9 protein-coding genes are annotated in these 12,940 nt (G+C 64.0%); 4 read left to right on the top strand and 5 right to left on the bottom strand.

Annotated elements, in window-relative coordinates; all coding sequences use genetic code 11:
• Positions 1-72: 72 nt before the first annotated feature.
• Entirely contained in the window at positions 73-2,073 is a 2,001-nt protein-coding gene (locus RHODMAR_RS19935; RefSeq protein WP_008718099.1) for an SDR family oxidoreductase, read from the bottom strand.
• Positions 2,074-2,107: 34 nt separating this feature from the next.
• Entirely contained in the window at positions 2,108-4,237 is a 2,130-nt protein-coding gene (locus RHODMAR_RS19930) for an MMPL family transporter (protein WP_008718096.1), read from the bottom strand.
• A 144-nt stretch (positions 4,238-4,381) separates the two neighbouring features.
• On the opposite strand from RHODMAR_RS19930, the gene RHODMAR_RS19925 reads away from it, so the two are divergent.
• Together RHODMAR_RS19925 and RHODMAR_RS19920 are read left to right on the top strand one after the other, a co-directional pair.
• A complete protein-coding gene (locus RHODMAR_RS19925; protein ID WP_008718095.1) occupies positions 4,382-7,657 on the top strand; it encodes an error-prone DNA polymerase in 3,276 nt (1,091 codons plus the stop codon).
• A 35-nt stretch (positions 7,658-7,692) separates the two neighbouring features.
• Positions 7,693-8,199 carry a metallophosphoesterase family protein gene (locus tag RHODMAR_RS19920; protein WP_008718092.1) on the top strand — a complete coding sequence of 169 codons (507 nt, stop codon included), beginning with the start codon at positions 7,693-7,695 and terminating at the stop codon, positions 8,197-8,199.
• Positions 8,200-8,208: 9 nt separating this feature from the next.
• Here RHODMAR_RS19920 and RHODMAR_RS19915 read toward each other — a convergent pair whose 3' ends face one another.
• The gene (locus tag RHODMAR_RS19915) at positions 8,209-8,934 is read right to left on the bottom strand and encodes an SDR family NAD(P)-dependent oxidoreductase (protein ID WP_042939946.1); all 726 of its coding nucleotides are present in this window, start codon (positions 8,932-8,934) and stop codon (positions 8,209-8,211) included.
• A 75-nt stretch (positions 8,935-9,009) separates the two neighbouring features.
• On the opposite strand from RHODMAR_RS19915, the gene RHODMAR_RS19910 reads away from it, so the two are divergent.
• Together RHODMAR_RS19910 and RHODMAR_RS19905 are read left to right on the top strand one after the other, a co-directional pair.
• Positions 9,010-9,849 (top strand): helix-turn-helix transcriptional regulator, encoded by an 840-nt coding sequence (locus RHODMAR_RS19910; protein ID WP_008718088.1) that lies wholly within the window; start codon positions 9,010-9,012, stop codon positions 9,847-9,849.
• A 111-nt stretch (positions 9,850-9,960) separates the two neighbouring features.
• Complete coding sequence (locus RHODMAR_RS19905) at positions 9,961-10,890, top strand: SDR family oxidoreductase (RefSeq protein WP_008718085.1); 930 nt, start codon at positions 9,961-9,963, stop codon at positions 10,888-10,890.
• 41 nt (positions 10,891-10,931) lie between these two features.
• On the opposite strand, the gene RHODMAR_RS19900 is transcribed toward RHODMAR_RS19905, so the two are convergent.
• Together RHODMAR_RS19900 and RHODMAR_RS27075 are read right to left on the bottom strand one after the other, a co-directional pair.
• Positions 10,932-11,900 carry a HAMP domain-containing protein gene (locus tag RHODMAR_RS19900; protein WP_008718083.1) on the bottom strand — a complete coding sequence of 323 codons (969 nt, stop codon included), beginning with the start codon at positions 11,898-11,900 and terminating at the stop codon, positions 10,932-10,934.
• A gap of 107 nt (positions 11,901-12,007) precedes the next feature.
• On the bottom strand, positions 12,008-12,940 hold a 933-nt coding region (locus RHODMAR_RS27075), incomplete at its 5' end, for an HNH endonuclease signature motif containing protein (protein WP_008718082.1).

Raw genomic sequence — 12,940 nt, 5'->3', positions numbered from 1 at the left:
GGACGTTGGGACACTGGCGGTACCTGGGCCGGGGTCGGCAAACCCTGAGCGCCCGCAATCAGTGACCACACGTCACCAACTGGTGCCGGGTACCAATCTGCCGACGCGGCGGATCACTTTGCCGATGCGTGCACTCGGTGTCTTCGGGTCGTACGGACGGACTCGATAGGGCACCTTGCCGTTCTCGGCGGGCACCGACACCTCGCCCTTGGCAGCAGCGGATTCGGCAAACTTTCGGTAGTGCTGATGCATCGTTCGGTCTTTGCCCTTCGGGCTGAAAATGGCTCCGAACTGACCGAGTGTTCCCAGCGGCGTGTCGATGCGCTTCGGCTTGTCGCTCAGCGCGCGCATCACCATCGCTGCGGCCTTCTCCGGTGAGAACACCGGGCCGACATTCTTGTCACCCGTCGGGGTGATCATCGGTGTGTCCACCAGGGGCATGTGAATGGTCGTGTAGGTAATTCCGTCCGAGAGTGTCTCTGCAGCAGCAACATCGGTGAACCCGTCCAGCGCGGCCTTGCTTGCCACGTAGGCGGAGAAGCGAGGAGGATGTCCCAGTACCGCAGCGCTGGAGATGTTGACAACGTGCCCGAAGCTGCGTTCGCGCATGTGCGGCAACAGCGCCAGCACCAATCTGATGGCCCCGAAGTAGTTGACGGCCATGGTGCGCTCGTAATCGTGCAACCGATCGGTGGACCGATAGAGCGAGCGGCGGATGGATCGGCCTGCGCTGTTCACCAGCATGTCGACGTGACCGTGTTCGCTCAGCACGGCTTTCACGGTGTGGTCCACCGACTCGCTGTCGGTCACGTCGCACGGGTAACCGTATGCGGTGCCTCCGGATTCACGAATCGACTCGACCACGTCGTTCAATTGATCCTGACCGCGTGCGAGGAGAATGACCACAGCGCCCTTGCGTGCGGCCGCCTCGGCACTGGCTCGGCCGATGCCGGAGGAGCCGCCGGTGACGATGATGTGACGGCCGAACAGTGGCCCGCGCGGGTCGTTCCTGCGGTTGCGCTTGGGATCGAAATTCTCCCGCCAGTACGTCCACACGCGATCGGCATACGTGCGCAGTGGAGGTGGTGTGATCGAGCTGCCCTGCAACGCTTTCTGGGTCGCGGCCGACTCGAATACGGTGGGCAGGGTCAGGTGCTCGAGCATGACCGGAGGCACGCCGACATCGCGAAGAGCGGCGTTGCGTTGCTTCAGTAGGGCCTTGGACTTGGGGGAGACGACCGGAGCAACCAGTGCACCGGGCACGTCGACGATCTTCGCGCGAGAACCGGCTGCCGACGAGAATGCGGAGTACACCTCGGCCATCGACTGTGGAGTCGGGTTCACCAGATGGAACACGCTGTGGGGGGCAGTGTCTCGATGAACGAGTTCGACGATGGCGTCGGCCACGTAGTCCACCGGGACGAGGTTGGTAGCGCCCATCTTCGGGACCGTGATCGGGAGGAGCGAGGGCAGCTTTGCCAGTTCGGCGAAGAACGGAAAGAAGTAGTACGGGCCGTCGATCTTGTCGATGGCCCCGGTCTCGGAGTGTCCGATGATCGCGGCGGGTCGGTAGACACGCCAGTCGGCGGTGCTGTCACGGACCAGTTTCTCGGACTCGAATTTGGTGCGGTGATAGGCCGTCGGAAATCCCTGTCCGAGGTCGAAATCGTTCTCGGAGAACGTTCCTCGATGGTCACCCGCAACGGCGATCGACGAGATGTGATGCAGGCGGGCACCGGTCTTCTCGGCAAGGTCGATCACCGAGGCGGTGCCGGCGACGTTGGTCGGTGTTTGCTCGTCACCCGCGGTCAGGTCGTAGATGGCACCGAGGTGGAGGATGTGGTCTATGTCGGACGGGAGCTCCGTCAGTCCTAGCTCGGGCTCGGTGAGGTCGCCGATCAGGGGGTGAATGCGATCGCCGCCGTCGAGTTCGTTCGCCAGCCGTTCGAGGCGGGCCACCGACTGTGAGCGCACCAGGACATGGATCATGGTGCTCGCATCGCGCTCGAGCAACCGGGGCAGGACGTTCTTCCCGAGAAACCCGGTACCGCCGGTTACGATAAAGTTCGCCATGCGAGCCGACCTTACTCCGAAGTAAGTTCCGGGGCTAGTGCCCGATACCTGCTTTTTCGTGCACTTTCTTCATCCATACAGGTGCCCACCAATTGGCCTCGCCCATGAGTTTGACCAGGGACGGGACCAGCAGCATGCGGATGATGGTGGCGTCGATGATCAGGGCCAGAATCACTCCGACGCCGAGGAACTTCATGATCGACAGACCCGAGATGGTGAAGGCCCCGGTCACGACGATCAGAATCAATGCCGCTGCAGTCACGATACGTCCGGTGCGTTGCGCGCCGAAGACCACGGCTTCCTCTGTGGTGGCACCTGCCGAGCGAGCCTCGACCATGCGCGACATCAGGAACACTTCGTAATCGGTGGACAAGCCGAAGATAACGGCGAGAATGAGTACGACGAACGTCGATTCCAGCGGACCGGGCGTCACTCCGAGCAGGCTTGCTCCGTGGCCGTCCTGGAACACCCAGGTCAGTGCGCCGAAAGTGGCGGCCAAGCTCAGGCCGGCCATCAGTACTGCTTTGATCGGCAGTACGACCGAACCGAACGCGAGGAACAGCAGTACCAGCGTCGAGACGACCATGATCGCGATCATCACCGGTAGCCATTTCGCGATTGCTGCGTTGCCGTCGTCGATGTTGGCGCGTGAACCGCCGACGAGAATCTCGGTGCCGTCCGGCGGCGTGATCGAGCGCAGTGCAGCCACTGCGTCGGATTGGGATTCGGCCTCGCTCAGACCTCCGGATGGTTCACCGTAGGACGCCTGCAACGTCACGAAGTCGTCTTTGGAGCCGACGAATTCGGCGCGGGCGATACCGGGGGTGGATTCCACAGCGGAAGTGAGTGTTGCAATGGGTGCGCCCTGGGGCTTGACGCCGTCCAGGCCGCGCAGAACCACACTGGCACCCTCGCCGGTCGACTCGAAGTCGGTGCCGAGGGTCTCGAACGCCATGCGCGCTGGGTTGTCCTTCGGTAGCGCGGTGTAGTCGACCTCTCCGAGCGAGATCTTCAGGATCGGGGAGGCGACGATCAGCAGGCCGGCGACGATGACGGTAGCGACGATCCCCGGGTGCTTCATCACGCGGGTGACGACCCCACCCCAGAACTTCTGTGCGCGTGCATCGCTGCGATCGGACGCCGAGCGTGACCATGTCCACGAGTTGATGCGAGTACCGAGAATCGCGAGCAGTGCGGGAACCGCGGTCAGTGACAGGACGGCAGCGCTCGCCACCGCGGCCATGGCTCCGAAACCGAGAGATCTGATCACCGCCTGTGGGAAGACGAGCATGCCCGCGAATGCGCAGACCAACAACAGCCCCGAGAAGACGACGGTTTTTCCTGCAGTGGCCACGGTCCGGACAGTCGCGTCGATGGGCGTCGACCCGCTGCGTAGCTCCTCGCGGAAGCGGCTGACGATGAACAGTCCGTAGTCGATCGCCAGGCCGAGTCCCAGCAACGATGCGACGTTGATCGAGAACGAGTTGACATCGGTGAACTCGGTCAGCAGACGCAGGATTGCCAGGGAGCTGAGCACACTCAGAATGCCGACGAACACCGGGACCGCTGCGGCGATCACGCCCCCGAAGATGAAGACCAGTAGCAGCAAAGTGATGGGGACGGCGATGATCTCGGAACGGACCAGGTCACGTTCGAGGGTTTCGCTGAGCGAGACTCCCACCACCGACGCACCGGCGAATTGCGACTCGATACCGGGCACGGCGAGTTGGGGAGGGAGTTCGCCGAACGTGTTGAACGTGACCCCCGAGTTCGCTCCGAGGGAGACCGTCGCCAGTGCTTTGGTTCGGTCTTTCGAGACCAGAAACTCTTTGCTGACCGGGTCTGCGGTCCAGTAGGAACTGACGTTGCCGAGGGTGTACCGACTACTGAACTCGTCGAGTGTCGCCTGTACCTGTGGCCCGATGTCGTCGATCGACTCGCCCTCGGGCGCGGTGTAGATCGCGACGATGTCCGGGGTCGGTTGGCCGATGCCCTGCACCAACCGTGCCACCTCGGACGATTCGCTGCCGGCGTCGGCGTAGCCGCCCTCGCTCAGCTTGGAGAACACGCTCAATCCCACTGCACCACCGACAGCAACGATGGCGACGACGACTGCGAGCACCCATCGTTTGTGCGATACGACGAACGAGGCCCAACGGGTCACGACGGTGCTCCGGCTCTGTGAAAGGGATATGTGGCGACTCGACTGTAGTTGATCGATGTCGGACCCTCGTGTTTTCATTAGAACAAGTGTTCGATGAACTGATGTCGGCAAACGGTAGCGACGATACGGTGTGGGGAGGGCTCGATGGGATGGAACGACGGACCACCCACCTGGTCGGAGATGGAACGCGTCCTGTCCGGACGTCCCAAACCGGTAGCCCAGGGCGACGGCGGCGACAGCCCGGCCTGGTCACGAAAGAGGGACGTCTACGACCGCTCCGTCGACAAGCCTGTGCAGTCGGTGACGCCGTACGCAGAATTGCATGCGCACTCGGCGTTCAGCTTTCTCGACGGTGCCTCGCAGCCCGAGGAGATGGTCGAGGAAGCGGTACGCCTGGGCCTCGAATCCATTGCCATCACCGATCACGACGGCTTCTACGGGGTGGTGCGTTTCGCCGAGGCGGCCCGAGCCCTCGGTATCGGAACCGTGTTCGGTGCCGAACTCTCTCTCGACACCGATCGATCCAGGGCCGGGGCGACCGATCCCGACGGCACTCACCTCCTGGTGCTTGCTCGCGGTCAGGAAGGGTATCGACGGCTCTCACGTCGGATCGCGGCCGCGCACCTGGCCGGTGGGGTCAAAGGTAAGCCGCAGTACGACATCGACGAACTCACCGATGCAGCGGGCGGGCACTGGCAGATTCTCACCGGTTGTCGGAAGGGACATGTTCGGCAGGCACTCTCGCGCGGGGGTCCGGAGGCAGCCGAGGCTGCGCTGCGCTCTCTCGTCGACCGATTCGGACCCGATTGCGTCACCGTCGAACTCACCCGTCACGGCATCGCGGACGACGACGAGCGCAACGACGCGCTGGCGACCCTGGCACGCAAGTACAGCCTTCCGATGATCGCCACCACGGCCGCGCACTACGCCAGTCCGCGCAGCAGAAGATTGGCCATGGCAATGGCTGCGGTGCGTGCGCGGAGCAGCTTGGACGAGGCCGCCGGTTGGCTGGCACCGACGGGCGGCGCACATCTTCGGTCCGGCGCGGAGATGGCCGAACTGTTCGAGCACTACCCGGGTGCAGTGCGCGGTGCCGTCGAACTCGGTCGCCAATGCTCGTTCGATCTGACGTTGATCGCGCCGCGCCTGCCACCGTTCGAGGTGCCCGACGGCTATACCGAGATCAGTTATCTGCGGCGGCTCACGCTCGAAGGTGCGGCCCGCCGGTACGGCCCGCAGTCGGCAAACCCGGCGGCGTACTCGCAGCTCGAATACGAACTCGACATCATCGGGCGGCTCGAGTTCCCCGGTTACTTCCTGGTGGTCCACGACATCGTTCACTTCTGCAAGACACACGACATCCTCTGTCAAGGAAGAGGTTCGGCGGCGAACTCTGCTGTCTGCTACGCCATCGGCATCACCAACGTCGACCCGGTGGCCAACAAGCTGCTGTTCGAGCGGTTCCTTGCACCCGAACGCGATGGACCGCCCGACATCGATATCGACATCGAATCGGATCGACGAGAAGAGGCGATCCAGCACGTCTACGCCAAGTACGGCCGCACCCATGCTGCTCAGGTGGCCAATGTCATCACCTATCGCGGCAAGTCGTCGGTGCGAGACATGGCCCGGGCCCTCGGCTTCTCTCAGGGCCAACAGGACGCGTGGAGCAAGCAGATCACCCGCTGGTCCGGAATCGGTGATCAGGAAGGCGACGGCATTCCCGAGTCCGTTCTCGAACTTGCGCGTCAGATCGAGGGCTTTCCACGTCACCTCGGTATCCACTCCGGCGGCATGGTGATCTGTGATCGACCGATCGCCGACGTCTGCCCGGTGGAATGGGCGACGATGGAGAATCGCAGTGTGCTGCAGTGGGACAAGGACGACTGTGCCGCAGTGGGTTTGGTGAAGTTCGACATGCTCGGTCTCGGCATGCTCTCGGCGTTGCACTACATGATGGATCTGATCGCCGAGCACAAGGGCATCGACATCGACCTCGCCTCGATCGACCTGTCCGAGCCGCAGGTGTACGAGATGCTTCAGCGAGCCGATTCGGTGGGCGTGTTCCAGGTGGAGTCCCGCGCGCAGATGGCCACTCTGCCGCGGCTCAAGCCGCGCAACTTCTACGATCTGGTCGTCGAAGTCGCGCTGATTCGTCCCGGTCCGATCCAAGGCGGTTCGGTGCATCCGTACATCAAGCGTCGCAACGGACTCGAACCGGTGACCTTCGATCATCCGTCGTTGAAGAAGGCGCTCGATCGAACTCTCGGAGTGCCGCTCTTCCAGGAACAGCTGATGCAGATGGCCATCGATGTCGCCGGTTTCAGTGCCGCCGACGCCGACCAATTACGCCGTGCCATGGGATCGAAACGCTCACCGGAGAAGATGGAACTGCTGCGTGGCCGGTTCTACGACGGGATGCGCGATCTCCACGGCATCACCGGTGCGGCCGCGGACCGCATCTACGAAAAGCTCTCGGCGTTCGCCAATTTCGGCTTTCCCGAAAGCCATTCGCAGAGTTTCGCATCACTGGTCTTCTACTCGTCGTGGTTCAAGTTGCACCATCCGGCTGCCTTCTGCGCAGGGCTGCTACGCGCCCAACCGATGGGCTTCTACTCGCCGCAATCCCTGGTCGCCGATGCCAGGCGGCACGGTGTGCTGGTCCACGGTGCCGATGTGAACGCCAGTCTCGGCCATGCGAATCTCGAGGGAAACGGCCTCGAGATTCGCATGGGGTTGGCCGATGTGAAGTTCATCGGTACGGCACTGGCTCAGAACATCGTCGACGCGCGAGATGCGCACGGGCCCTACGCCTCGTTTCTGGATCTGACGGGTCGCGTCGAACTGTCGGTGGCACAGGCGGAAGCACTGGCCACGGCCGGCGCACTCGGATGCTTCGGTATCACTCGCCGAGAGGCGCTGTGGGCTGCAGGCGCGGCGGCGGGGGAGCGTCCTGGTCTGCTCCCCGGCATCGGCGCATCGACGAAAGCGCCTGCGCTGCCGGGTATGACAGACCTCGATCTGGCGTCGGCCGACGTGTGGGCAACCGGCGTCTCACCGAACTCCTATCCCACTCAGTTCTTTCGAGATCGGCTCGATTCGCTCGGTGTGGTTCCCGCGAACCGGCTGCTGCAGGTTCCCGACGGCGACCGGGTTCTCGTCGGCGGAGCGGTGACGCATCGCCAGCGGCCGGCCACCGCCGGAGGTGTCACGTTCATCAACCTCGAGGACGAAACAGGGATGGTCAACGTCGTGTGCTCGGTCGGATTGTGGGCCAAGTACCGCAAGCTGGCGATCACCGCTCCGGCGTTGTTGATTCGAGGCAAAGTACAGAACGCCGAGGGGGCGGTGACGGTGGTGGCAGACCATCTACAGCTGATGGATCTCCGAGTCATATCCAGGTCGAGGGACTTTCGTTGACCGAACCCTGTTTCTCGCGGTGCACAATCGAAGGCGTGAAGCTACTGCTGATTGCCGACACTCATCTCCCGAAGCGAGCTCGTGCGCTACCCGACCAGGTGTGGGCGGCCGTCGACGATGCAGATGTCGTGATCCATGCGGGCGACTGGGTGGATCTCGCATCGTTCGAGGCGCTCTCGCAGCGATCGCGTCGTTTGGTTGCATGCTGGGGGAACAACGACGGCGACGAATTGCGGGCGCTGATGCCCGAACGTGCCGACGTCGTTCTCGGCGGAGTGCGGTTCACCGTGGTGCACGAGACCGGTGCCGCGACAGGTCGAGAACGACGGATGGCGGCGGCATACCCAGAGACGGATGTGCTCGTGTTCGGTCACAGTCACATACCGTGGGATACGTTCGCGGACAACGGGCTACGGCTGATCAACCCAGGATCCCCGACGGATCGCCGTCGACAACCCTTCTGCACGTACATGACGGGCGTCGCCGAGGACGGCAGCCTGAGAGACGTCGAGTTGCATCGCATCGCACCTCGGCAACGGTGACCGTGTCGCTCACATACCTCCGGCCACTCTGACGACGGTTCCGGTGGCGTAGCGCGCATCCTCGGACAGTAGCCACGACACCGCGCCGGCTACCTCGTCCGGAACACCGGGGCGGCCGAGGGGAATGCTCGACGCCATCTTCTGTGGCCGCTGTCGATCGCGGTGAAAATCGGTCTCGATCACTCCCGGGGCCACTGCGTTGACACGAATGTTCTGCCCAGCAACTTCTTTGGCCAATCCGACCGTCAACGTATCGACCGCGGCCTTCGCTGCCGCGTAGTGCACGTACATTCCGGGACTGCCCAAGGTTGCGGCAGCGGAGGACACGTTGACGATCGAACCACCCGATTCGGCCATCGCCGCGACAGCATATTTGCAACAGGTGATCACCCCGACCAGGTTGACGTCGAGGTCCGCTCGGATGGTCTCGATGTCGTTGTCCACCAACATCCCGACGGCGCGTGCCGAACCGGCGTTGTTGACCAATCCGGTGACGGTGCCGATCTGGGCCGCCGCGGCGAACATGTCGATCACTGCTCGCTCGTCGGTGGTGTCGGCTCGCACGGCAATCACCGTTCGCCCGGGTGCAGACAATTGTTCTGCCACTGCTTCCGCGGTGGCAGCATCGGAGCGGTAACCGATCACAACATCGTGGCCGTCGGACACCAGCCGTCGCGAGACCGCAGCCCCGATCCCGCGACTTCCGCCGGTGACGATCGTCAATGGAGCGCTCATCGTTCGACAATAGCGAGTAGCAAGAAGGCACAATGGCGGCGGAAGTAACCGAGTTCGGTCGGGAGGAGGTCCCCAGTGATCGATCGTTCGGAAATGGCAGTGTTTCTCCGGCAGCGACGCGAGTCGCTGCAACCCGAGGACGTCGGCCTCCCCAGAGGGCAGCGGAGGCGGACACAGGGCCTTCGGCGTGAAGAGGTCGCCGAACTGTGCCACATGTCGACCGACTACTACGCGCGGCTCGAACGTGGATCCGGCCCTGCCCCGTCAGCGCAGATGATCGCCTCGATCGCGCAGGGCCTGCACCTGTCGCTGCACGAGCGAGATCATGTGTTTCGGCTCGCCGGCCACAGTCCTCCGCCCCGTGGGGCGTCGAGCGACCACATCAGCCCCGGTTTGCTGCGCATCATGGATCGCCTGCACGACACTCCTGCCGAGATCGTGTCCGAACTCGGTGAAACGCTGCGTCAAACACCGTTGGGAGCGGCACTGACCGGCGACGCATCGTTGCGCTCCGGGTTGGATCGGAGCTTGGGATATCGCTGGTTCACCGACCCCGCAGCCCAACTGTCGTACCCGCCAGAAGAGCGTGCTGTGCTCTCTCGGGTGTATACCTCGGGACTCCGTGAGATCGTCACCCTTCGCGGACCGGACTCGAAAGCGGCGCACCTGTCCGCCGAATTGCGGATGGTCAGCGAGGAATTCCGTGCCCTGTGGGACAAGCGCGAAGTGGGCGTTCATCCACCCGAGTCCAAACGCTTCCTGCACCCAACGGTAGGGATGCTGCATCTGCACTGCCAGACGCTTCTCGACCCCGAGCAAGCACACCGCCTGCTGGTGTACACGGCAATTCCGGGCAGCGAGAGCTACGCCAAGCTGGAACTGCTGTCGGTCGTCGGTGCGCAGCTACTGTCCTGACTCCTGCGGGAGTCGCGCTTATCAGTGGATCGGCAAGTCCTGGATCAGCTCGGCAGGTTCGTCGAACATGGGTTCTGTACGCACGAACTCACCGGAACCGAGGAGCTTGACATGGGCCGCATTGCAGATCTATCCATACCCGATCAGACCGGGAAGCTGGCGGTCGTCACGGGAGCCAGCGACGGGATCGGTGCAGTCATCGCGACCCGGCTCGCGCGCTCCGGAGCCGAGGTCGTGATGCCGGTGCGCTCTGCCGCCAAGGGCGAGCGTGTCGCCGAGTCTATTCGGTCCGCGGTGCCGGGCGCGAAGGTGACCACCAGGTTGTTGGACCTGTCGTCACTGAATTCCGTTGCAGCGCTGGTGAACGATTTCGTCTCGGACGGCCGGGCGATCGACGTACTCGTCAACAACGCGGGGGTCATGCAGCCACCCGAGCGTCAGGTCACCCAGGACAACTTCGAGCTGCAGTTCGGTACCAACCACCTCGGTCATTTCGCGCTCACCCTCGGTCTGCTGCCGCTACTTCGGGCCGGTAGTGCTCGAGTAACTCATCAGACGAGCATCGCGGCGCGATCGGGGGCCATCAACTGGGACGACCTGAACTGGGAGCGCTCCTACGCCGTCATGAAGGCCTACGGTCAGTCGAAGCTCGCGGTAGCGTTGTTCGCCCGCGAACTCGACGCCCGAAGCAGGGCCGGCGGATGGGGGATCACCAGCAACATCGCTCATCCCGGAATTTCGCCGACGAATCTCCTGGCAGCCCAACCAGGTCTGGGCCGTCCGAAAGACTCTGCGGGCCGTCGGCTGATCGGCCTGCTCGCCCGCGTCGGCATTGCGGGCACCGTGGACAGTGCTGCGGAGCCAGGAGTGATCGCAGCCGTGGGGAACGCCTCGCGAGGAGATCAGTTCATCGGCCCCAGCCGGTTGATCGGCGGGCCGCCCGCCCAGGTCGAGTTGTGGAAGCCGCTGCGCAGCACGGACGCTGCACGCCGAATGTGGGAAGCGTCAGAGGAGCTGACCGGTGTCAGACTCTCGTCCTGAGCCGATGCAACCGAAAGTCCTTGGCTGTGCCTCGAAAATCATCACCGAGGTGCCGGTGCCGGTGCCGGTGCCGGTGTCGGTGCCGGTTCCCGGGCTTGGTCGACCAGGTCGTGTACCAATCCGATGATGACGTCCATCTGGGCGATGACGTCGACGCGCAAGAGGTTTTGCTGTTCTTCGGGCATGTCGGGTGAGTCCGGAAGATCGAGGGACATCAGCAGGTCGATGTTCGTGCGCAACGCCGTCAGGGGCTCCATCAGTTCTGCGCCGGCGTCCACGATCAGCTGTCCCTGCCTGGCTCGCGATCGAGACAGGGACGCCAACATCTCGTTGAAGCTGTTGGCGAGTGACGCCAATTCGTCGTCACCGTTGACGTCGATCGGCTCGAAATCTCCGGTTCTGGCAACTCGTTCGGTGCCGGCACGGAGGCGTCGGACAGGTCTGAGCCCGGTTCGGGCAACGGCGGCACCGGCGACACCGGCCAGCGCGACGAGAAATCCCCCGACGAGAACGAGAGCCAGCGTGAGTTTGGCGAGCAACCGCGACGCTCCACTGAGCGATTCGGCCACCATGATGGTGCCGCCGGAGTCGGTGCGTTCGGCGGAGATGTAGTAGCCACGTACCTCGCGTAGCGACCGATCCGCGCTGCCGTCTACTACCGATTTCTCAGGGGCGTCCAGAACGCCGTCGGAGTTGGTGAAGGGATCGGTGCCGTTCGAGGAGGTCATCAACGCTCCGCCGATCGATACCAGCGCGACTTTTGCCGAGGTTCCCTCCGTTGCGAACCCGAACAGATAGGGCGAAGCACCCGACGCTGCGCTGGCCATGAGTGCGTCGCTGTTTCGGCTGACGCGGTCGATGATCTGCGAACGCAGGGCCTGCTCTGCAACCAGGTAGATCGCAAGGGCGCTCACAGCCACTGCGAGGGCCGCCACACTCATCGTCAACACTCGTATACGCCCGTGCAACGTCAGCGCCTTCGGGCGCCGGGCCGCACGTGCATTGTTCATATCTCGAGTATGCCGGTCCAGCAGTGCGGTCGGCTTTGCAGGCCTCCGTCATCGCGAGTAGCTGGGGGTAGCTGGAGTCGGCCGCAGCGGTCTGAGTGAACGACGGTTCAAAACGGCGGCAAGTCAGGGTCGCTGTTGTTCGTCACGGCCGGTGCTGGGTTGGGCTCCGACGTCGGTTCCTCAGTGTCGGGTGGGTTGGGGTAGGCGATGATGCCGGATCGTCGGGGTTGGGTGGGGATGTGTGGTCTGAGGTCGTTGCCGAGGATGGGGACGCTGGTTCCGTTGGTGGGCAGCGTGATTCGGGTGGTGTTGGAGGTCGATCGCCAGAGGATCGCGCCGCCGGGGAGCATGGTGGCTTTCCAGTAGCCGGCGGTTTTGACGGTGTGGTGGTACTCGCAGAGGCATTGGAGGTTGCCCAGGGTGCTCCAGCCGCCGCCGAGGGGGTTGGAGTGGTCGAAGGCGACTATGTGGTCGAGTTGGCAGCGTGCGGCGGGTCGGCGGCAGCCGGGGAAGCGGCAGTGTCGGTCGCGTAGTCGGACGGCGGCGGCGGTGAGGGCGTCGGGGCGGTAGGTGAGGGCTCGGTCGGTGAGTGGGTCGCGTTCGACGGATTTTCCGAGGGTGGGGTCGGCGGCGATGGCGGCTTCGAGGGCGGCGGCCAGGGATGCGGTGCCGAGGTAGATGCCTGAGGGGGTGTGGATGGTCCGGTTGGTCGGCTGACCTGCGGTGGGCAGGTCGAGGGCAGAGCTGTGCCGTGTGCCCCGGCCGACGGGTGTGTGGGTGCAGAACAGGGCTGCGGCGGAGGTCAGTGATTGCAGGCGCCGTTGAGGTGAGTCGTCACCTGAGGTCCCCGCAGCTGGGCGTGGGCTTGAATCCGGACGGTTGGCTGATGTCGGTGGGGATTCGCCAGCGGTATCCGATGACGGTGCGGGGGTCGGTGCAGCGGCGGTGGAGGCCGCTGTGCCCGTGGCGGTTCCCGTTCCCGTCGCCGCCGTGCGCTCCGGCGCCGGCTCCGGCTCCGTCGCCGCCGTGCGCTCCGGCGC

Source organism: Rhodococcus sp. AW25M09 (assembly GCF_000333955.1).
Classification (GTDB): domain Bacteria; phylum Actinomycetota; class Actinomycetes; order Mycobacteriales; family Mycobacteriaceae; genus Rhodococcoides.
This window is presented reverse-complemented; position numbering and strand designations above follow the sequence as displayed.

Excerpts from the sequence above, each read along its gene's own strand:
- RHODMAR_RS19900 (WP_008718083.1), bottom strand. The coding sequence starts at position 11,900 with ATGAACAATGCACGTGCGGCCCGGCGCCCGAAGGCGCTGACGTTGCAC.
- RHODMAR_RS19915 (WP_042939946.1), bottom strand. The coding sequence starts at position 8,934 with ATGAGCGCTCCATTGACGATCGTCACCGGCGGAAGTCGCGGGATCGGG.
- RHODMAR_RS19925 (WP_008718095.1), top strand. The coding sequence starts at position 4,382 with ATGGGATGGAACGACGGACCACCCACCTGGTCGGAGATGGAACGCGTC.
- RHODMAR_RS19905 (WP_008718085.1), top strand. The coding sequence starts at position 9,961 with ATGGGCCGCATTGCAGATCTATCCATACCCGATCAGACCGGGAAGCTG.
- RHODMAR_RS19935 (WP_008718099.1), bottom strand. The coding sequence starts at position 2,073 with ATGGCGAACTTTATCGTAACCGGCGGTACCGGGTTTCTCGGGAAGAAC.